The sequence below is a fragment of the Sphingobacterium sp. SGL-16 genome (genome assembly GCF_011043515.1).
Taxonomy (GTDB): domain Bacteria; phylum Bacteroidota; class Bacteroidia; order Sphingobacteriales; family Sphingobacteriaceae; genus Sphingobacterium; species Sphingobacterium litopenaei.
Genome location: NZ_JAAKGQ010000010.1, coordinates 13,101 through 34,001, shown reverse-complemented (window position 1 = coordinate 34,001; position 20,901 = coordinate 13,101). Strand labels below are relative to the sequence as shown.

General features: G+C 36.7%; 18 protein-coding genes. 6 read left to right on the top strand and 12 right to left on the bottom strand.

What is annotated here, in order from left to right:
• Nucleotides 1-238: 238 nt before the first annotated feature.
• From G5B32_RS05510 to G5B32_RS05485, 6 genes are all read right to left on the bottom strand, one after another.
• A complete protein-coding gene (locus tag G5B32_RS05510) occupies nucleotides 239-2,023 on the bottom strand; it encodes an acyl-CoA dehydrogenase family protein (RefSeq protein WP_165290550.1) in 1,785 nt (594 codons plus the stop codon).
• 210 nt (nucleotides 2,024-2,233) lie between these two features.
• Entirely contained in the window at nucleotides 2,234-2,422 is a 189-nt protein-coding gene (locus G5B32_RS17065; RefSeq protein ID WP_206366797.1) for a four helix bundle protein, read from the bottom strand.
• Between the two features lie 46 nt (nucleotides 2,423-2,468).
• Entirely contained in the window at nucleotides 2,469-3,644 is a 1,176-nt protein-coding gene (locus G5B32_RS05500; protein ID WP_165290549.1) for an acetyl-CoA C-acyltransferase, read from the bottom strand.
• 44 nt (nucleotides 3,645-3,688) lie between these two features.
• Nucleotides 3,689-4,039 (bottom strand): four helix bundle protein, encoded by a 351-nt coding sequence (locus G5B32_RS05495; protein WP_165290548.1) that lies wholly within the window; start codon nucleotides 4,037-4,039, stop codon nucleotides 3,689-3,691.
• Between the two features lie 37 nt (nucleotides 4,040-4,076).
• On the bottom strand, nucleotides 4,077-6,503 hold the full coding sequence (locus G5B32_RS05490) for a 3-hydroxyacyl-CoA dehydrogenase/enoyl-CoA hydratase family protein (RefSeq protein ID WP_165290547.1): 2,427 nt from the start codon (nucleotides 6,501-6,503) through the stop codon (nucleotides 4,077-4,079).
• A 15-nt stretch (nucleotides 6,504-6,518) separates the two neighbouring features.
• Nucleotides 6,519-6,968 (bottom strand): MarR family winged helix-turn-helix transcriptional regulator, encoded by a 450-nt coding sequence (locus tag G5B32_RS05485; protein ID WP_165290546.1) that lies wholly within the window; start codon nucleotides 6,966-6,968, stop codon nucleotides 6,519-6,521.
• A 284-nt stretch (nucleotides 6,969-7,252) separates the two neighbouring features.
• On the opposite strand from G5B32_RS05485, the gene G5B32_RS05480 reads away from it, so the two are divergent.
• On the top strand, nucleotides 7,253-8,215 hold the full coding sequence (locus G5B32_RS05480) for an isopenicillin N synthase family dioxygenase (RefSeq protein WP_165290545.1): 963 nt from the start codon (nucleotides 7,253-7,255) through the stop codon (nucleotides 8,213-8,215).
• A 43-nt stretch (nucleotides 8,216-8,258) separates the two neighbouring features.
• On the opposite strand, the gene G5B32_RS05475 is transcribed toward G5B32_RS05480, so the two are convergent.
• Nucleotides 8,259-8,615 (bottom strand): MmcQ/YjbR family DNA-binding protein, encoded by a 357-nt coding sequence (locus G5B32_RS05475; protein ID WP_165290544.1) that lies wholly within the window; start codon nucleotides 8,613-8,615, stop codon nucleotides 8,259-8,261.
• Between the two features lie 5 nt (nucleotides 8,616-8,620).
• A complete protein-coding gene (locus G5B32_RS05470) occupies nucleotides 8,621-9,187 on the bottom strand; it encodes a thioredoxin family protein (RefSeq protein ID WP_165290543.1) in 567 nt (188 codons plus the stop codon).
• 132 nt (nucleotides 9,188-9,319) lie between these two features.
• On the opposite strand from G5B32_RS05470, the gene G5B32_RS05465 reads away from it, so the two are divergent.
• The 3 genes from G5B32_RS05465 to dnaK all read left to right on the top strand — a co-directional run bounded on the left by G5B32_RS05465 (nucleotide 9,320) and on the right by dnaK (nucleotide 14,963).
• On the top strand, nucleotides 9,320-12,022 hold the full coding sequence (locus G5B32_RS05465) for a TonB-dependent receptor (protein ID WP_165290542.1): 2,703 nt from the start codon (nucleotides 9,320-9,322) through the stop codon (nucleotides 12,020-12,022).
• A complete protein-coding gene (locus tag G5B32_RS05460) occupies nucleotides 12,015-12,914 on the top strand; it encodes a GLPGLI family protein (protein WP_240899007.1) in 900 nt (299 codons plus the stop codon). Before G5B32_RS05465 ends, G5B32_RS05460 begins: the two co-directional genes overlap by 8 nt.
• Nucleotides 12,915-13,058: 144 nt before the next feature.
• Nucleotides 13,059-14,963 carry a molecular chaperone DnaK gene (gene dnaK / locus G5B32_RS05455; protein WP_165290541.1) on the top strand — a complete coding sequence of 635 codons (1,905 nt, stop codon included), beginning with the start codon at nucleotides 13,059-13,061 and terminating at the stop codon, nucleotides 14,961-14,963.
• A gap of 79 nt (nucleotides 14,964-15,042) precedes the next feature.
• Here the strand turns inward: dnaK and G5B32_RS05450 are convergent, their stop codons facing one another.
• The 4 genes from G5B32_RS05450 to G5B32_RS05435 all read right to left on the bottom strand — a co-directional run bounded on the left by G5B32_RS05450 (nucleotide 15,043) and on the right by G5B32_RS05435 (nucleotide 18,630).
• Entirely contained in the window at nucleotides 15,043-15,258 is a 216-nt protein-coding gene (locus G5B32_RS05450; RefSeq protein WP_165290540.1) for a hypothetical protein, read from the bottom strand.
• Between the two features lie 113 nt (nucleotides 15,259-15,371).
• Nucleotides 15,372-16,058: a TIGR02117 family protein gene (locus tag G5B32_RS05445; RefSeq protein WP_165290539.1), complete on the bottom strand. Its 687-nt coding sequence runs from the start codon at nucleotides 16,056-16,058 to the stop codon at nucleotides 15,372-15,374.
• A gap of 76 nt (nucleotides 16,059-16,134) precedes the next feature.
• Nucleotides 16,135-17,046: an NDP-sugar synthase gene (locus G5B32_RS05440; RefSeq protein WP_165290538.1), complete on the bottom strand. Its 912-nt coding sequence runs from the start codon at nucleotides 17,044-17,046 to the stop codon at nucleotides 16,135-16,137.
• Nucleotides 17,047-17,082: 36 nt separating this feature from the next.
• Entirely contained in the window at nucleotides 17,083-18,630 is a 1,548-nt protein-coding gene (locus G5B32_RS05435) for a helicase HerA-like domain-containing protein (RefSeq protein ID WP_165290537.1), read from the bottom strand.
• A gap of 192 nt (nucleotides 18,631-18,822) precedes the next feature.
• On the opposite strand from G5B32_RS05435, the gene G5B32_RS05430 reads away from it, so the two are divergent.
• On the top strand, nucleotides 18,823-19,182 hold the full coding sequence (locus G5B32_RS05430) for a hypothetical protein (protein ID WP_165290536.1): 360 nt from the start codon (nucleotides 18,823-18,825) through the stop codon (nucleotides 19,180-19,182).
• 124 nt (nucleotides 19,183-19,306) lie between these two features.
• Nucleotides 19,307-20,875, top strand: a complete 1,569-nt coding sequence (locus tag G5B32_RS05425; RefSeq protein ID WP_165290535.1) for a SulP family inorganic anion transporter — start codon at nucleotides 19,307-19,309, stop codon at nucleotides 20,873-20,875.
• Nucleotides 20,876-20,901: the final 26 nt, after the last annotated feature.

Here is a 20,901-nt window from a genome sequence, read left to right as displayed (position 1 = left end):
GTACTTACATACATGACGATGCAAATATAAAAACAAAAAATAAAAAGTCTACTAATTTTATAGATTTTATATACATTATTAAGTAAACACCTCAATTTCAAATACTTATTTTAATAAATTAACATTAATAAAATTTTAGTATCAATAATTTATAGTTTAAATTCTCTTAATGGGCACAAAAAAGCCCGCTTCTTAGCGGGCCTCTATAATTAATCAACTTAAATAAAACTATTTATTCTTAAAAACAGTACTTATTTTCTTCTATCAATTTACGTGCAATACGTTGACGTGCTTCTTTCACATTGAAAGGTTGAGCTTTGGTAAAACGGCGTATACCCACTAACATCATATTTAGTTCATCACCTTCGCCGAATGAATATAATGCTTCTTTTGCTGCTACATTGACTTTATCAATAGTAGTATACAAATACACACGAGCCATATCGGTAGCAAGTGAAGACGCTTCTTCGCCTTTCGTGTAATACAATTTTTCAGCACGCAATAACACCGATTCTGCAACATAAACGTAGCCAATCACGTCAGCAATATTCATTAAGATCTCTTGCTCTTTCGCTAAAGACATCATTAATTTTTGCACCGCAGCACCAGCTACTAGCAAACCTGCTTTTTTCAAGTTTGCAATGTTTTTTTTCTCTGCCGCAAATGGTTTATCATCTTCTTCACCAAAGTCAGGAATAGACATCAATTCACTAGCTACTGCTTGCGTAGGGCCCATTAAGTCTAATTCACCTTTCATCGCACGTTTCAACAACATATCCACAACCAACAAACGGTTAACTTCGTTCGTACCTTCAAAAATACGATTGATACGTGAATCGCGATAGGCTCTTTCCATCGGTGCTTCTGCAGAATAACCCATTCCACCATAGATTTGTACACCTTCATCTACCACGTAATCCAACATCTCAGAACACCAAACTTTGATAATCGCACATTCGATAGCAAATTGTTCTACGGATTTTAATTTAGCTTTTGCTTCATCCATACCACCAGCTACTAAAGCATCATATGCATCATCAATATTTTGTCCAGCACGATAAGCCGCCGATTCTGTCGCGAACAAACGCGTAGCCATTTCAGCTAATTTATAGCGAATAGCGCCGAATTTTGAAATAGGCAAATTGAATTGTACACGCTCATTTGCATAGTTCACAGCTCTCGAAATAACCGAACGAGCCGAACCAATAGTCGCAGCACCTAATTTGATACGACCAATATTTAAGATATTTACAGCGATTTTAAATCCATTTTCACGCTCCGAAAGCATATTTTCAACCGGAACAGGACAATCGTTGAAGAAAATCTGACGTGTAGAAGAACCTTTGATACCTAATTTGTGTTCCTCTGGATTCATCGTTATACCACCGAAATCTTTCTCTACGATGAAAGCTGTAAGATTTTTATCATCATCGATTTTTGCAAAGACGATAAAAATATCTGCAAATCCACCATTAGTGATCCACATTTTTTGACCGTTAATCAAATAATGTGTTCCTTCAGCATTTAATTTTGCCGAAGTACGTCCCGAATTAGCATCAGAACCAGAATTTGGCTCTGTCAAACAATATGCAGCTTTCCATTCCCCAGTTCCCAATTTCGGAATGTATTTCGCTTTTTGCTCCGGGTTACCGTAATATAAAATTGGCAACGTACCAATACCGGTGTGCGCTGATAATGCAACGGCAAAAGAGAAACCTCCACCTACAGCATCCGCTACTAGCATAGAAGTATTGAAGCTTTTACCAAAACCGCCGTACTCATCTGGAATCGACACACCCAACATACCCAATTCACCAGATTTGTCTAGTAAACTTTGCATCAAACCTTCTTCCTGTGCATCAATGGCATCCAACTTGTTTAATACCTCTGTATCTAAGAAATCTAAACAGGTTTGACGAATCATCTGTGCTTCTTCATCAAATTCTTCTGGAATAAAAATATCTGTATATGGAGTTTCTTTAATAACAAACTCTCCCCCTTTGATTGTTGTATTGTTGCTCATATTTTATAATGGTTAAGGAGAAAAGATAAAGGAATAAGGACTTTATATCTTAGATTCTAAATTTTTGATAAGTTGCGATATCCCCTTTTCTATTTCTATTACCTTCGTTATCAGAAGGTCAACTTGATTACTATTTAATAAACCTAATTCTTTTTATAATATTAATTGTGTTTCTCAAAACAGGAGCCTAAAGCTATTTTTAAAAAGTGACTAAATTACTCTATTTGAAGAACGAGACGAATCTTCAGCTATATTCGATGGAATAGATACACTGCATCCTTTTATTTGACTTGTCAAACCGAACTTTTCATCATTCGACATCTCACCTACAACTAAGTAAATATCTTTAGTCAGTTGTATAGCCTTAAGCCAAATCGTAAGTTTCCTAAAATTGTGCATCCGAAATTCATCTTTACTCTTTTTTCCTTTCGTCCTTGCTCTTACCCTAGTCTAATAATTCAAAAATTCCTGCTGCGCCTTGACCTGTTCCCACACACATAGTTACCATGCCATATTTTCCTCCGCGACGTTTCAACTCATTCAACACCTGAACAGTCAATTTCGCACCAGTACAGCCCAGAGGATGCCCCAAAGCTATTGCGCCTCCGTTAACGTTAATTTTGGATTCATCCAAACCTAACTCACGGATTACGGCTAAAGATTGTGAAGCAAAAGCTTCGTTCAATTCGAACAAATCTATATCCTCTTTTTTCAAACCAGCCATTTCCAAAGCTTTTGGAATCGCTGCAATAGGACCAATTCCCATGATACGTGGGGGTACACCTGCTACCGCATAAGAAATCAATTTTGCAATTGGCTTTAACCCCAATTCTTTTACTTTACGTTCAGACATTACCAACACAAAGGCTGCTCCATCCGAAGTTTGCGAAGAGTTACCAGCTGTAACGACTCCATCTGCCGCAAATACAGGTCTTAGCTTCGCCAAAGCTTCTAATGAAGAATCCGCACGAGGACCTTCATCTGAATCAACAACATATTCACGAGACGCCATTTTTCCATCTTTGATGTAGTTTTCTTTGATTTTAATCGGAACGATCTCATCTTTGAAGACCCCACTCTTTATAGCATTTACAGCTTTTTGGTGTGATTTTAAGGCAAAAGCATCTTGGTCTTCACGTGAAACCTTGAAGTCATGAGCTACAGCTTCCGCTGTTAAGCCCATTCCCCAATACCAATCGGGATGGAATTTTGCTACTTTTGGATTTGGAACAATTTTCCAACCTCCAAACGGCATTCCTGACATCACCTCAGCACCACCAGCGATAATAATATCCGCCATGCCGGTTTTAATCTTAGCTGTAGCTGTGGCAATGGTGTCTAATCCTGATGCACAGTAACGATTAACTGTCACGCCAGGTACTTTGTCCGTATCCAATCCCATTAAGGAAATGAAACGCGCCATATTCATACCTTGTTCTGCCTCTGGCATCGCATTACCGACAATTACATCGTCAATTTCATCTTTATTTAAATTGGGCACTGATGCCACTAAATGTTTTATAACTTCTGCTGCTAAATCGTCTGCACGCATAAACCGAAAACCACCTCTCGGCGCCTTCGCTACTGCGGTACGATATCCTGCTACTATATATGCTTCCATTTGTTTGTGTTTTAGTAGTGCGTAATGTGTATTGCGTATTGAGATTACTTTATTGATTTCATTAAATTGTAAAGCATCTTTTGTACAGCTTCTACTTCATCACATAGTTTATTCTTAATCGAATCATCTATATACTTCAATCTATTAAGCAGTTCTAATTGTGTCTCCAATTCATACTCCGAACCGTTTGCCATTCCCAAAAACTGAATAAATTCACCTTTTGTGTTTCGTCCTGCACCTTCAGCAATGTTAGAACAAATTGAAACAGCACATCTTCTAATTTGGCTTAAAAGACCAAACTTTTCCGTGATAGGTAGGTTTTCAGTGCTCAGATATACTGAGGTGGCTAAATCCATAGCCTTTTGCCAAACAACCAATTCGCGGAACTTATGCATACTCAATTCTCACTACTTAATACTCAATACTCCAAGACTAATTCCTCAAAGGCTTACCCTTAGTTAACATATGCTGTATACGCTCTAATGTTTTGCGTTCGGCACATAATTCTAAGAAAGCTTTGCGTTCTAAGTCGAGTAAGTATTGTTCCGAAACTTCCGTTGGTGCAGAGAGGTCGCCCCCACACATCACATAACCTAGTTTTTCGGATATTTTCTTGTCGTGATCTGAAATGTATTTACCAGCACGCATTGAGTCAGCTCCCACATAAACAATTCCCAAACCTTGGTTACCTAATACTTTGATATCCGTACGTGGAATCGGCTGTATATAACCCGCATCTGCCAATTCAATCGCTTTTGCTTTTGCATCAGCCAATAATCGCGCACGATTCATCGTAATCGCATATTTTCCTTGTTGCAAATAACCTAACTCGAATGCTTCAACAGCCGAAGTTGACACTTTAGCCTGACCTATAGTCAAGAATCTATCTTTTAAAGTAGTCTGAACGATTTGCTCTGGCTTGTATTCATCCGAAGCACGCAATGCAAATTCTTTTGAACCGCCACCACCTGGAATTACACCAACACCAAATTCAACCAATCCCATATATGTCTCAGCGTGCAACTGCACGAAATCGGCATGCATAGAAAACTCACAACCTCCGCCCAATGTTAATTGGAAAGGAGCCGCAACTACAGGAATCGAAGAATAACGAAGACGCATCGCTGTATTTTGGAACATACGAACCGCCATATTCAACTCATCGTAATCTTGCTCCACTGCCATCATGAATATCATACCGATATTCGCGCCAGCAGAGAAATTTTTACCATCATTTGAAATCACCAATCCACGGTATTCCTTTTCCGCTAGATCAATAGCCTTGTTGATTCCCTGAATCACATCGCCACCGATAGTATTCATCTTGGTATGGAATTCACAGTTAATGATTCCATCACCCAGATCAATAATGGAAACACCAGAATTTTTCCAAATCGTTTTAGAATCACGAATATGGTCTAATACAATTAATTCTTCCGTCCCCGGAATTGGTTTATACGATTTGCTTGCTATATCATAATAATGGCGAACACCATTTTCTACCTTATAAAAACTTTCAGCACCTGAGGCTAACATATCATGCACCCACTGTGCTACTTCACCCGTTTGACCTGGAAGGCGCTTTTCTTCTGCCTGAATTTTAGCTAAAGTTTCACGTACACCTAATGCATCCCAAACTTCAAATGGGCCTATTTCCCAGCCGAAACCTGCACGCATGGCATCATCAATACGGAAAAAGTCATCCGTAATTTCAGGAACACGCTTAGAAACATATTCAAACAATGGATAGTGCATCGCGCGGAAAAGCGTAGCCGCTTTGTCTGTTCCTTGCTCATATACTTTCATACGCTTGCGAATGTCTTCAACCAATTTAGTCGCTTCTAGTGTTGAAGATTTCACTTTTTGCTGCGAGCCAAATTCCAAAGTTTTTAAGTTCAAAGACAAAATTTCAGAACTACCATCCGTAGCTTTTACCTTTTCATAAAAACCTTTTTTCGTTTTTTCTCCCAGCCATTTATTTTCCACCATTTTGGTAATGTAAGCAGGCAATTTGAAAACACCTTTGGCTTCATCATTTGGTGCATTCTGATCCAACCCATTCGCTACATTGACTAAAGTATCTAAACCTACAACATCCGCTGTACGGAAAGTAGCAGATTTTGGATGTCCCATAGCTGGACCTGTGTATTTATCGACTTCTTCGACTGTTAAATCCAATTGATCAACCAAATGTGTCAAAGCTAACATCGAATAAACACCTATCCTATTACCTATAAATGCTGGTGTATCCTTGCATAATACCACCGTTTTACCCAACATCTTATCGCCAAACTCCATTAGGAAATCGACTACCTCTTTCTTGGTATCTGCAGTTGGAATAATCTCTAGCAATTGCAGATATCGCGGAGGATTAAAAAAGTGTGTACCACAAAAATGAGCCTTAAAGTCTTCTGAACGTCCTTCATTCATCATATGAATAGGAATACCCGAAGTGTTTGAAGTGATCAGGGTACCTTGCTTGCGATATTTTTCTACCTGATCAAACACTGATTTCTTTATATCTAATCGTTCGACTACTACTTCGATAATCCAGTCTACTTGTGAAATTTTGGACATATCATCCTCAAAATTCCCAGTTTGTATTCGCTTAGCGAAGGATTTGCTAAATAGAGGCGCTGGATTAGATTTAATGGCAGTCTCGAGTGAGGTATTGACGATACGATTGCGTACCGCAGCACTTTCGAGTGTCAGCCCTTTTGCTTCTTCGGCGGGTAGTAATTCTCTCGGAGCAATATCCAAGAGCAACACTTCTACACCAATATTAGCAAAGTGGCATGCGATACGTGAGCCCATCACCCCCGAACCTAACACAGCTACTTTTTTAATACTTCTCTTCATAAGTTTATATAGTTATCATTTTTCTTCTAATGTGACTTGCGGCTCGTACTTATTTGCCAAATCATTTATTTTAACAAGCATATTCGCCAGAAGTTGTCTTTCTTTTTCTGAGAATTGTGCATCTAAAAATTCATTGAAGCCTTTTACAACATCTTTTGCTATTTTTCTTTTTTCAACCCCTAATGGCGTTAAAAATACTTTCACAGAACGTTTATCTACATCGCTTGCTTCACGGTAGATAAATCCTAAACTCTCCAAATTCGCCAGTACACGAGACAATGAAGTTGTCTTCACACCTGTAGAATTTGCAATCTGTGACACAGGAGTTCCTTCTCTATGGATATTAATCAAAATATATCCTGCGGCCTGTGTAAACCCATACTGTGTAGCTATTGTATTGTACTTATTTGCTACAGTTTGCCATGCGGCTTTCAAAAAATAGTCAATCGTTTTGTTCTGGCTCATAGTCGATTTGGATAAATGGTACACCTAAGTTTATTATGCAAGCATAACAAATCTATACATTAGAATTCAATAATTCAAGAATAAAGTTGCATTTTTAATAAAAAAGTGTCTGAAAAGAATCAAGCACTTAATTGGTTAATGATATAATTATAGTAATTTCAGATGTGGAAAACTTTTAAACACTGATTATCTATAATTTACGCCAAATATATAATAGGTTATAAACATAATCAATACGCATTCTGTTAATAATCCATTAACTTTGCAAAAACAAACACAAAACTATGGCACTAGTAAATATTCCTCGACTAGACTTGCAACATTATACGCAAGGTACAGCCGAACAGCGCGCTCAATTTGTACAAGATATTGGTAAAGCTTTCAATGAAACGGGTTTCGTTACCATTGCAAATCATGGACTTAGCCCAGAATTAATTGATGAGCTTTATAAAGTTGTGAAAGAATTCTTTGATCTTCCACAAGAAATAAAGGATCAATACGAATACCCAGAATTGGCTGGTCAACGTGGCTACACGAGCAAAGGAAGAGAAAAAGCGAAAGACGCTAAGGTACCAGATTTAAAAGAATTCTGGCAAAGAGGACAAACTATTGTTGGTGAAGAGTATTCCAAAGCTGATTTTCCAGACAATCCACAAGTGGCAGAATTACCTCGTTTTAACGAAATCACTGCCGAGATTTATAAAAAATTAGAAGATGCAGGACGCAATTTACTAAAAGCGATTGCTTCATACCTAGATTTAGAAGAAGATTACTTTGAAAAATTTGTTATCAACGGTAATTCTATTCTAAGAGCTATTCACTATTTCCCAATTGAAGATCCTGATGCACTTGCTCCAGATGCTGTACGTGCTGGCGCGCACGAGGACATCAACTTGATTACATTATTAATTGGTGCTAGTGCCGATGGTTTGGAAGTCTTGACTAAAGATGGAGATTGGTTCCCTATCAAAGCTAAAGGAGAAGACATCGTAATCAATGTGGGAGATATGTTACAACGCTTAACAAACAATAAGTTGAAATCAACAACGCATAGAGTGGTTAACCCTCCTCGTGAATTGATGAAAACTTCACGTTATTCAATCCCATTCTTCTTACATCCTAAAGCAAGCATGAGCTTAGCTTGTTTGGATTCATGTATTTCTGAAGAATATCCAAAAGCTTATGAAGATTACACAGCTGGTCAATACTTAGACGAAAGATTAAGAGAAATTGGCTTGAAAATGTAACAAAGACAAGAGCGGCAATCCTAAGATTACCGCTCTTATTATTTTATATGCTATCTCGAACACTTTTTGGAAGAGATTTCACCACTAATTCATAACTGTGATCTATCAATTCCTGGAGTTGCTTATCATGCAGTTCTCTCCCGATATAAACCGTATTCCAATGTTTTTTATTCATGTGGTAGCCCGGTATTACGGTCTGCTCATATTTTTCTCTTAGTTCTACGGCATATTCTGGATCACATTTTACATTGAAGCTCAAATCTTGAACTTGATCAAGACCAACTAACAAAAATATTTTACCACCAATTTTAAAAACTAGCGTATCAGGTCCAAAAGGCATTTCTTCTGTCACCGAAGGCGCTAGACCTAAACAATATTCTCTTAGCTCTTCAATATGCATTGATTTTAAGATTGTTGTACTAAAGATAATAATTTTACAATATCATTTTGTATTTCAACACCTTTATCCGCATTGTACCATTTTTGAAGCAATTCTTTTATCCCATCGAATTCTAGGCCTTCGGATTTCCATTGTAAAAATACCTCTTGCAACTTTTCGGGACGAGGACCCCAAACAGCAATATCTTCATTCTTCTCATTTCTGATAACTAATTTTGGAATTGACTTACCTCCATTCGTTAAATAATTATCAATCAAAAACGGCTCTTCATCACGCAAATGAATTTCAACTTTGATATTTGGATTAATTTCCGCGATATTAATCAACTGAGGTACGGAATGTGCCGCATCGCCACACCATGGCTCTGTAATAATAATCCAAGTTTGCGGTTCTTTTATCGCTGCAATCACCGCTTTAGTATCGTCTGATGGCTCGAATTTATTCAACCAACGGTTGGTTCTTGACCAATTTAGTTTTGCATAATTATAATAGTTCGGATCTTGATAAACAGGATATTTCTCAGGATGTAAAATGATTTGTTCGAAATAATTTAAGTAATCTTCAAAGTTCATATAGCTATGTAATTTTATAATCTCCGCAAAAGTACCTCATTATTAATAAATTTTTGTCATTATATTGTTGCATCTCGATTAAACCTTTTACAACTCTTTATATCTAATTTTGGCAACCAAGAACCATTGTGAATGAAAAGTACTTTTTTATTTTTTTTAGGAATATTAATTTCAAACCTTGCCTTAGCGCAATCCAATTTAAACGGACGGATTCTCGACAAGGCAGATAATACACCACTTACCAACGCTACGATAATTTTATTAAATCAAGATTCTATTTTAAAATATCATACGCGAGCAAATGAAAACGGAAATTTCGAGTTCAAGAAAATTAATCAAGAGGATTACATACTAATTGTATCCTACCCCCAATTCGAATTGTATTCCCAACCCGTCAAACTGAATAAGAATACCACTTTAGAAAATATTCTTTTGAGCTCTCAAGCCAACCTGATAGAAGAAGTGGTGGTAACTGGAAAAATCCCGATCCGTATTAAAGGAGATACCATAGAATATGATGCTGGAAGTTTCGAAACTGAAAAAAATGCCAAGCTAGAAGATTTATTAAGAAGACTTCCGGGGCTAACTGTTTCAGGTGAGGGAGCAATTACAGCACATGGCAAATCTGTTTCCAAAGTATTAATTGATGGCGAGGAATTTTTCGGATACGATCCTAAAATTGCCATTCGTAATATTCGTGCGGACGCAGTAGATAAAGTACAAGTTTATGAACGTAAATCCGAGCAAGCTGAATTGACAGGTATTGACGATGGACAACGTTTCCAAACGGTCAATGTCCTTCTTAAAGAAGAAGCTCGTGTAGGAATTTTCGGCAATGTCGAAGGTCATGTGGGCACCGAAGAGTTGTATACGGCAAATCTTTTTGCTGCCAAATTCAACCGAACTGAACGGATTGGTATCACAGCCAACACCAATAATATGGGCGCTTCCTCTGGTGGTCGTGAAGGAAGCCTTCGCATGAATAGCCAGATTACAGGTGAGCCAAAAAACACTTCAGTGGGCGCGAACTACGAAAATCAACTTTTTAATAAAAAGGTAAATGTCAACGCGAATTATAACTTCAATGATGCCAGCAATAGAAATGAGCGTGAGAGTTATAATAAAGAAATAGTTTCAGCGGATAAAATCCAAGAAACAAACAGTACATCCAACAACGAAAATGCGAATCAGTCCCACAATATACGATCACAATTTAGATGGAGAATTGATTCGACTTCCAATATGGAGGTGCATGTAAATGCAAACAAATCCCAAAATACAGGATTTAGTGGCTCCAAAAGCCTTATGCTTAATAATGAAACCGATTCTGTTCGAGATTACAATAGCACAAATAGTAATTTTGGAGATGACCTCTCGAACGAAATTCGCATTAATTACCGCAAACGCTTAAATAAGAATGGTCGTTCAATAAACTTGAATCTAAACAATGAAATAAGTCAATCAAATCAAGAAAGCGATGTTTTTCAACGCACTTACTTGTATGAGACTAATAGAGAAACTATTGTCGATCAGAATCGTTTTACGGACAATAACAGAAATAATTTTTCTACGCAGCTTCAATTCTCTGACAGAATAACGCAACAATTACATTTTACTTTAGGCTATAATTTTGGCTACAACAACAACACGAATAAAGTTGATGCATTTAATAATACAGCTACAGGCAGAACACTAGATGAACAATATTCACAAAACTTAATAAACAAAACCAGCAACCAAAGCGTAGTAGCGAACTTAAATTACAATGCAGAGAAATTTAATTTTTCCTTATCCAATAGGACAAATTATAGGGATCAATCGCTAAATGATTCTTACCATGATATCGATTTGGACAGAACGTTTTGGGATAATGATTTAAATATTAATGGTAATTACAAAATATCAAACCGTAAGAACATTAATGCTTCCTATCAAAATAACTTTGATGTACCGTCATTCTCTCAATTGCAACCTACACAGCCACAAACTTCGCCTATTTTTGTGCAAGAAGGTAATCCGAATTTGAAACGCGCTGTAAACAACAGTTTCAGATTGAATTATAATACTATGAGTTTATTAAAAGGCACCAGTTGGAACATTAATTCATCCATAGCTTTTAAAAATAACCCAATTGTAAATAAACGTACGGTAACGGATACTTTGACTACTAGCACTTATGTGAATGTAATGGGCAAAACAAGTTGGAATGCAAGCTTGAATACAAACTATGGCAAACCTATCTTTGATCGCAAAGTACAATTCAACATTTTCTCTGGAGCTAACTATACAAATGGCTTTACTTACACCAGATATTCTCAGGATGGTTCAAGAGACAATCAAGGTCAATATGAATTAAATAACACCCAAAATGCTTCCATCCTTACAGGATTCAGCTTCAATGAACAAGATTCTAAAGGTTTGGATTACGACTTCAATTGGCGCGTAAATGCTAATAACCAACGAAACAGCCTTCAGCAGGATTTAAATTACACCAATTTGAGTACAGGAGGTAGCGCCTTCTTAAAATATTTTTTACCAAAACAATTTAATATTACGACACATATTAATTACAGCATAGAAGGTGCAACAAAATTGTACAAAGAAAGTATTCAACAATTTTATACCAATGTAGAATTGAGTAAAAAGCTATTAAAAAATCAAAGTTTAGTAGCTAGCATAAAAGCATTTGATATTTTCAAAACCTACAATACGACGAATAGAAATGTATCGGACACACAATTTTCGGAATCTACTCAACTTATGTTGACGCGATATGTATTATTTGGATTGAAATGGGATTTTAACAAAAATTTAGGAAAGAAAAGTAATGACTAAAATTATAACAACGCTCATATTACTATTAAGCATCTCATACACCCAAGCACAATACGCCTATTTTGGCACCAGAGGAAAAATTGCTTTTGATAAAGTAACCTTTACCAAAGCACGCATGCGTAGTATGACACAAAATGTTGATCCATCAATGATGATGAGATTCGGTGGCGGTGGTGGTGGATTCAGCTTGGATAATATGCCAGAATCAACCACTCAAAAGATGCTTCTTTATTTTGATGAAAACAGTACCGTTTTGACAATAGATCCTTCTGCTGAAGAAAGTAGTGCTTCAAATAATTCGGGAAACAGAATGAATATAAGAGGTGGAGCTGGTGGTGGTGCCAGAGGAGGAAATTTTGGTGGAGGTCGTGGAGGTGCTATGCAGATGAATGTAGTAGGTGGTGCTCCTCGCGGAAGGGTCAACAATAATTCAAAAGTATTTTATCAAGATCTAAAAAAAGGAACTAGCAATGTACAATTGGAAATTGACGAAAAATATATTATTTCGGACAGCTTAAACAATATCACTTGGCGATTCACAGACGAGTATAGAGAAATTGCAGGTTTTGAATGTAGACGCGTCAATGGATCTACTCCGGATTCATTATACTTAGTAGCCTTTTACACGGACCAAATTCCTGTATCAGCAGGACCTGCCTTGAGTAGTGGATTACCAGGAATGATATTAGGTTTGGCTATTCCAGAAATGCATATTCAGTATTGGGCAACAAAAGTAGATTATACCAATGATACCACTCCTAACGATTGGAAAGACAAAAAGGCAAGTGCGATAACGTTGGACGATTTTGTCAAAAGTTTTGGCAGAATTTTTCAACGTGGACGTGACAGTAATACGGCAAGAAGACAGATTCAAGAACAATTAATTTACTAATCGAAGACAATTTGTCACATGAATGTGGCATTTTTAAGACATTTTGTGATATTATATTACATTTTTGAGGCAGAATAGTTGTTGGCACAAGGGTTGTTATATACTTATCAAATTTTAAAATTAGTAAAAAACAATATTCATAATATGTCTAAAATAATAGGAATCGACTTAGGAACTACGAACTCATGTGTTGCTGTAATGGAGGGTAACGAGCCAGTAGTAATTGCTAACAACGAAGGTAAACGTACTACTCCTTCTATCGTAGCATTTGTAGATGGTGGTGAACGTAAAGTAGGTGATCCTGCAAAACGTCAAGCAATCACTAACCCACACAAAACGATTTATTCTATCAAACGTTTCATGGGTACTTCTTTTGACGAAGCTCAAAAAGAAATCTCACATGTTCCATACAAAGTAGTAAAAGGTGACAACAATACTCCTCGTGTGGAGATTGATGACCGTAAATATACACCTCAAGAAATCTCAGCTATGACGCTTCAGAAAATGAAGAAAACTGCTGAAGATTATTTAGGTCAAGAAGTAACTCGTGCGGTAATCACTGTGCCTGCTTACTTTAACGATGCGCAACGTCAGGCAACGAAAGAAGCTGGTGAAATCGCAGGTTTGAAAGTAGAACGTATTATCAACGAACCTACTGCTGCTGCCTTAGCTTACGGTCTTGACAAAGCAAACAAAGATATGAAAATCGTAGTGTTCGACTGTGGTGGTGGTACACATGACGTTTCTGTTCTTGAATTAGGAGACGGTGTATTCGAAGTAAAATCTACTGACGGTGATACACACTTGGGTGGTGATGACTTTGATAATACAATCATTAACTGGTTGAACGATGAGTTCAAAGCAGAAAACAATGGTTTCGATTTGAAAAATGACGCTATGGCGTTACAACGTTTGAAAGAAGCTGCTGAAAAAGCTAAAATCGAACTTTCAAGCACTACTTCAACAGAAATCAACTTACCATACATTACTGCTGATGCTACAGGTCCTAAACACTTAGTACGTACATTATCTCGTGCTAAATTTGAGACTTTAGTAGCTGATTTAGTAAAACGTACTATCGACCCTTGTCGTACAGCATTGAAAAATGCGGGTTACAGCACTTCGGATATCGATGAAATTATCTTAGTAGGTGGTTCTACTCGTATCCCTGCTATCGTAGAAGCAGTAAAAGAATTCTTCGGTAAAGAGCCTTCAAAAGGTGTTAACCCTGACGAAGTTGTTGCTTTAGGTGCTGCTATCCAAGGTGGTGTATTGACAGGTGAAGTAAAAGATGTATTGTTATTAGACGTTACTCCACTTTCTTTAGGTATCGAAACTATGGGTGGTGTATTCACTAAATTGATCGAAGCGAATACAACTATTCCTACTAAGAAATCAGAAGTATTCTCTACAGCATCTGACAACCAACCTTCAGTAGAAATTCACGTATTGCAAGGTGAACGTCCAATGGCCTCACAAAACCGTACTTTAGGTCGTTTCCAATTGGCGGATATTCCTCCTGCCCCTCGTGGTATTCCTCAAATCGAAGTTATCTTTGATATTGATGCAAATGGTATCATCAAAGTATCTGCTAAAGATAAAGCTACTGGTAAAGAGCAAAATATCCGTATCGAAGCTTCTTCAGGTTTATCAGACGAAGAAATTCAAAAAATGAAACAAGAAGCAGAAGCGAATGCTGAAGCGGATAAAAAATTAAAAGAAGAAGCAGATAAAATCAATGCTGCTGATGCATTAGTATTCTCAACTGAAAAACAATTGAAAGAATACGGTGATAAAATCTCAGCGGACAAAAAAGCGCCTATCGAAGCTGGTTTAGAGAAATTAAAAGCAGCTTACGCAGCTCGTAATTTCGCTGACATCGATACGGCTTCTGCAGAATTACAAAATGCTTGGAATGCTGCTTCTGAAGAAATGTACGCTGCTTCACAACAAGGTGGTGCACAACCACAAGGTGATGCTGGTCAATCTCAATCAGACAACCAAGGTGGTGACGATGTACAAGATGTAGAATTCGAAGAGGTTAAATAATCCTCACCTATAATACATAAAAATCCCCTCAGAAATTCTGAGGGGATTTTTTATTCGATTAGCAAATAAATCTCAAAAATCAGGCTTCAACCTTTAACATGAAGGTACTATCATTTAAAGCCAATTTAACACCAATCTCATCAAATTGAATTGAAAATTCGCCTTCTATATTCCTAGCGATTTCAACAACTTTTATATCGCACAGAGATTCCTGAACATAATTTACAGCTGTAATTAATAAAACAGTTGCAATAATAATTCGTCCTAAACGTCCAAAAAGAGGATAAAAGTTCATATGATTTGGTTTATTCCCCAAATATAATTCATAAAACCTTTATAATTAAAATATTAGAGATAAAACTCTTGTTACATTATGACAAATATTTTTTACAAAATGTAATAAATATCTTACTTTCCATACCCATACCACCTTAATATCCCTTTATCGAAAACCGTCCAAATTCCTGAAGGAAGATTTGCTTTTTTCAAAGCATTATTGGTCCAGGTATTGCACGAATAAAGCATACTATATGAGCCTAAAGCTTCATAGAAGGCATCTGTATTTCCATATTGTGCGGTAGTCTGAATTAAAATCGGCTCTTTATCATCTTTCGTTTCCAAACTTTCTAATACATAGTGCATAAGAATTTTGTATTGCTCTTCATCAATTTCAATTTTATAACAAAGATTATTTTCTATCATTTCAGGATGATAGGTTACATGTAATGCCGTCTCCCCTATTCCCACCACAGCCACAAAAGCCGTTTTGAAAGTTAAATCCTTCCATTCAGGCGTATTCAAATAAAAACCTTTATCACCCCAACCTATTCCTACCCAAGCATAATTTGTTTCCTTACTTTTGTTATTCTCTGTGGGAAATATAGTTCTCCAATCCACGATATCTGTTTGTACGGGTAAAACAAGATCTGTATGCACATCATTCGACAGCAAATAAATAGTATACTTAGTTTGTGAATCTGAAATTTCTTTCTTCAAAGCTGGAATTCTAGACAAAATCGCATCCAATGCAAAATACAATAGAATAAAGAGAAGAAGCGCAGCAATGAAATACAGCAACATTTTGATAAATCTCATAATTTAAGTCATAAAAAAAAGTGCAAAATAAAAATTTTGCACTTCATATATTTATTATCTAATAAACATCAATAGTCTAGAAAAGTTTTTCAGGATATGCACCTTGTGCCACTAAAGCAGAGATACTCTCTTGTACAATTGGCTTATCTTCGGGATAAGTAACTCCAAACCATTTAGATGAAGTAGGAATCACTTTGAAATCTGCCATTCCATGTTTTACCATATAATCTGGAATAGAAGGAATAAAGAATTCAGCTTTAGGATTTTCCGCATTTTCTTCCACGAAAGCCGGGAATAAATCTAAACACACATCAAAAACTTTAGGTGTAAAACCCCAAAAATTCATGGATACGCGCGTTTGCGGGTCCAAGTCATATTCTACGTCATTTTCATTGAATACGATTTTACGACCAGCACCTTCACCTTTATAATAGATATTTGTACGTTCTGTTACCGAGGCCATATTACCCGCTGCACTTACTTCACAAACACCACGCGATACATAACCATAGTCAGACATTGTGTTACCTACAGCAAAACCCATCAGCGCCATATGTTTATCTGTGACTTCTTCATTTAAGAATTTTGCCATTTTGATGAAAGAATCCGTACCATAGAAATCATCCGCATTGATAACACAAAAAGCCCCTTCAACCTTATCTTTAGCGCTCATAACCGCATGTGCAGTTCCCCATGGTTTTGAACGTTCAATAACGCGATCTACACCGAATTTAGTCAAATCGAAATCCTGAAAAGCATAATCAACTTCGATTTTTCCTTCAAGTTTAGCATCAAATTTAGAACGCATTACGTCCTCAAATTCTTTACGTATTATAAATACTACTTTTCCAAATCCTGCTTGGATAGCATCATAAATCGAATAATCGACTATCGTTTCACCGTGAGGACCAAATTCATCAACTTGCTTTAAAGATCCATAACGACTTGCCATCCCCGCTGCAAGAACTAATAAAGTAGGTTTTCCCATATTGCTTTAGTAAATAATTAATTTTTCGCAAATATACTATTTCTTTTTTAAGAAAGCATTCAATATTCCAGTTGCAATTTTACCTAATAATTTGACACCTTCGCGTGCTAATGTACGGCTGGCTTGCGTTTGAGCTGCCTCTAATGGTGTTTGTCTTCTTGAAGAAGTAGCTCGCGGTTTTTGTGCTTGTTTTGCCGCTTCTTGACTTGCCTTTTCTTTAGCAGCCAACTGTTCATCCAGAGCCTCTTTCTCCTCGATAATTTCGGCTGCTGATCTTCTTTCTATTCTTTCTTGATATTTCTGAAAGAAATCGGATTGTTTGATCACTTGATCGTAAGTCTGTCCCGAACATGGTCCCATCACTGCTCTTGCTGGCACGAGGTGAGTAGCGACTACTTCTGTAGGAATACCTTTGTCATTTAAAACGGTGACCAATGCCTGCCCTGTTCCTAAGGAGGTAAGCACCTTATCTATCTCATAGAATTGAGAAGTAGGATATGTTTTTACGGTTTTTCTTAGATTCTCAGCATCATTTGGCGTAAAAGCACGTAAAGCATGCTGCACTCTATTCCCCAACTGGCTCAATACACTTTCGGAAACGTCGGTCGCAGCCTGCGTACAAAAAAATACACCAACACCTTTGGAACGAATCAATCGAATAATCTGCTCAATCTGCGATAAAAAAGCCTTAGAAGCTCCATTAAACAATAAATGTGCTTCATCCAAAAAGAAAACCAATTTAGGTTTATCCAAATCTCCTACTTCGGGCAGCTTTTTGAATAACTGCGCTAGTAAGCTCAACAAAAATGTAGAATATAATAAAGGTTGGTCCTGAATATCCGAAATATTCAATAAAGTGATAACACCCTTTCCATCTACTTTTCCAAATAAATCCTGAATTTCAAATTCCTTTTCTCCAAAAATATGTGACACACCTTGCTGTTCTATAGCTACTATTTTTCGTAGTATTGCACCTGAACTTGCTGAACTTATTTTGCCATAATCATCCTTTATTTCTGCTGCGCCCGCTCCTTCGGATAAATAGGACAACAGTTTCTTTAAGTCATTAAAATCGACTAAAGGCATAGTTTTGTCTTGTGCATATTTAAATATTACACTCAGAACGCCTGTTTGTGTATCATTTAAATCTAAAATCCTAGCCAGCATGACAGGTCCAAAATCTTCGACAGTCAATCGCATCGATGCGCCCAACTTACCTGTCAAAGAAAATATTTCGATAGGAAAACTAGAAGGTACAAAAGGAATACCTACAGCGTTGCCTCTTTCAATCAATGCATCATTTGTTTTTCCTTCTTCTGCTAACCCAGACAAATCTCCTTTGACATCCAACATGAATACAGGAACCCCCTTGTCAGAGAGCTGCTCTGCTATCAATTGTAAGGTTCTGGTTTTTCCAGTACCTGTAGCACCTGCGATGAGTCCATGGCGATTCATCATTTTGAGTGCTAAATTCACTTTGGCGTCAGTGACAACTTCACCGTTCAAAATACCTGAACCTAATTGTATAAATTCACCTTTGGGTTGATAGGAAGTTGTTATCTTTTCGATGAAGTTTTGTTTCATATGCTTTGTCTTAGTATTATTTAAAATAAATATACAAAATAGGTTATATCATTTTTAAAGATTAACAAATCATTAGAATTAAATTATTAAAAAATCAATTATTTAAAATTTTATAATGTTTTTGTCACAATTTCACAACAAAATTCTATTTCCTCTTGTTAATTTGGCTATAAAAGTTATTTTTGTGTCAGTATGAGAAGTAAATTTTCGATGTTTAATAAAGCAAAAAGGATAATAGCTGCTAAGCTATGTTTTTTTGTCTTCTTTTCGAAGATGCTCATTTCTGCTACACCAATGTTTATAGATGTGCTTGACAAAGGCACGGTATTACAAATTGTCATGCAATTGGAATTAGAGACAGGCGCTAAAAACACCAACTCCAATAATGAAGATTTGCATGAACATGGTGTAAAGATATTCAAACCAGATGCAATTGATTTAAGTTTTAATCCTACTGTTGAAAACTCAAGTAAACAGCGCGATTATTTAAAAGACGAAAAATCTATTTGCAGTTTTCATCCTAGAGTCCCAACCCCGCCTCCTAACAGTTAATCTTTATCCAAAATTTTTATTGGGTGATGTATTCGCAATTTTTTATTGTACTTGAAATCAAGTACAGTATGATTTTCGTGTGTGTCAACTCATGTATTTAGATAATTATTAAACAATTTATAATATGTTAGGAACTCGTACGTCCGCTTTTCTTAAGTTATCGAAAAGGGACTTAAAATATGATTTTCCAGCATCAATTGTAGTTTTCCTTGTTGCTTTGCCTTTATGTTTGGGTATTGCCATGGCCTCAGGAGCACCTTTGTTTGCTGGAGTATTGACAGGTGTCATTGGTGGAATTGTTGTAGGTGCTATTTCGGGGTCACCATTGAGTGTCTCTGGTCCAGCGGCAGGTTTGACTGTCATCGTTTTTGGTGCTATACAAAAATTAGGCGCATATGAAACCTTCTTGTTAGCAGTGATGTTAGCAGGTGTTATTCAATTAATATTAGGTGTGGTGAAAGCAGGTATGATTGGAAATTATTTCCCATCCTCTGTAATTTTAGGTATGCTTGCTGCTATTGGTATCACCATTATTTTGAAACAATTACCGTTAGCCTTCGGTATGACCGAAAGTCACGCATTTGAAATGGACAATGGTGGCGGGGTCGCAGCCTATGCGGACACTATTTTCTCAAGTATTAATTTAGGAGCTACCATCATTTGTGCCTTGTCTCTTTTAGTGCTTATCTTCTGGCCATCCATTAAATATTTGAACAAAATGCCAGCACCGCTAGTTGTTGTACTTATCGGTGTAGGATTAGGATACGCCTTCCAAGGAACAAGTATGGCTTTAATTCCAAGTCATTTTGTATCTATTCCTTCTGTTTCTTCACTGGCTGAATTTACAGGTTTATTTGTACTTCCAGATTTTTCTCAAATTTTAAACAAAGAAGTTTGGGTAGTAGCTTTTACCTTAGCCATCATTGCTAGTTTAGAGACTTTATTAAGTTTGGAAGCGGTAGATAAATTGGATCCATTTAAAAGAAATTCGCCAACCAATCGCGAATTAATAGCACAAGGTGTGGGTAATATGACTTCAGGTTTCTTAGGAGGTTTGCCTATGACTTCAGTTATCGTACGTTCATCAGCAAACGTGAATTCAGGGGGCCGTACAAGACAATCGTCAATTCTACACGGCTTTTGGCTATTAGTTGCTTTATTAGCGATTCCTTCGATTATCAACTTAATTCCATTAGCGTGTTTGGCTGCTATTCTATTGCATACAGGTTATAAATTGGCTAAGCCAGCTTTATTTCAACAAATGTTCCGCAAAGGCTTAGATCAATTTATTCCATTTGCGACTACAGTAGTTGCGATAGTTTTCACGGATCTATTGATGGGTGTAGGTATAGGTATATTGGTTGCAACATTTTATATCCTTCGTGCCAATATGCAAAATGCATATAAGTTTGAAATTACAGAAGAACAAACAGCAGTATTGACATTAGCTGAAGAGGTTTCATTTTTGAATAAAGTGCCAATTCAACAAAAACTATACAGTCTACCTCGTTCCGTAGAGAAAGTGGTTATAGACGGCAAGAATAGTAAGTTCATCGATAAAGATGTGTTAGAAGTTTTAAAAGACTTTGAACAAAATGCCATGAGCAAAGGTTTAGACATAGAATTACAAGATGTATCATACAAACGAAAGTCTGTACGTACAAAGAAGGCTAAACTTCAAAGAATAGTTTAAAAATTATAGTATTAATTATCACAAAA

Coding starts and splice junctions, on each gene's coding strand:
- G5B32_RS05510 (WP_165290550.1), bottom strand. CDS start 2,023: ATGAGCAACAATACAACAATCAAAGGGGGAGAGTTTGTTATTAAAGAA.
- G5B32_RS17065 (WP_206366797.1), bottom strand. CDS start 2,422: ATGCACAATTTTAGGAAACTTACGATTTGGCTTAAGGCTATACAACTG.
- G5B32_RS05500 (WP_165290549.1), bottom strand. CDS start 3,644: ATGGAAGCATATATAGTAGCAGGATATCGTACCGCAGTAGCGAAGGCG.
- G5B32_RS05495 (WP_165290548.1), bottom strand. CDS start 4,039: ATGCATAAGTTCCGCGAATTGGTTGTTTGGCAAAAGGCTATGGATTTA.
- G5B32_RS05490 (WP_165290547.1), bottom strand. CDS start 6,503: ATGAAGAGAAGTATTAAAAAAGTAGCTGTGTTAGGTTCGGGGGTGATG.
- G5B32_RS05485 (WP_165290546.1), bottom strand. CDS start 6,968: ATGAGCCAGAACAAAACGATTGACTATTTTTTGAAAGCCGCATGGCAA.
- G5B32_RS05480 (WP_165290545.1), top strand. CDS start 7,253: ATGGCACTAGTAAATATTCCTCGACTAGACTTGCAACATTATACGCAA.
- G5B32_RS05475 (WP_165290544.1), bottom strand. CDS start 8,615: ATGCATATTGAAGAGCTAAGAGAATATTGTTTAGGTCTAGCGCCTTCG.
- G5B32_RS05470 (WP_165290543.1), bottom strand. CDS start 9,187: ATGAACTTTGAAGATTACTTAAATTATTTCGAACAAATCATTTTACAT.
- G5B32_RS05465 (WP_165290542.1), top strand. CDS start 9,320: ATGAAAAGTACTTTTTTATTTTTTTTAGGAATATTAATTTCAAACCTT.
- G5B32_RS05460 (WP_240899007.1), top strand. CDS start 12,015: ATGACTAAAATTATAACAACGCTCATATTACTATTAAGCATCTCATAC.
- dnaK (WP_165290541.1), top strand. CDS start 13,059: ATGTCTAAAATAATAGGAATCGACTTAGGAACTACGAACTCATGTGTT.
- G5B32_RS05450 (WP_165290540.1), bottom strand. CDS start 15,258: ATGAACTTTTATCCTCTTTTTGGACGTTTAGGACGAATTATTATTGCA.
- G5B32_RS05445 (WP_165290539.1), bottom strand. CDS start 16,058: ATGAGATTTATCAAAATGTTGCTGTATTTCATTGCTGCGCTTCTTCTC.
- G5B32_RS05440 (WP_165290538.1), bottom strand. CDS start 17,046: ATGGGAAAACCTACTTTATTAGTTCTTGCAGCGGGGATGGCAAGTCGT.
- G5B32_RS05435 (WP_165290537.1), bottom strand. CDS start 18,630: ATGAAACAAAACTTCATCGAAAAGATAACAACTTCCTATCAACCCAAA.
- G5B32_RS05430 (WP_165290536.1), top strand. CDS start 18,823: ATGAGAAGTAAATTTTCGATGTTTAATAAAGCAAAAAGGATAATAGCT.
- G5B32_RS05425 (WP_165290535.1), top strand. CDS start 19,307: ATGTTAGGAACTCGTACGTCCGCTTTTCTTAAGTTATCGAAAAGGGAC.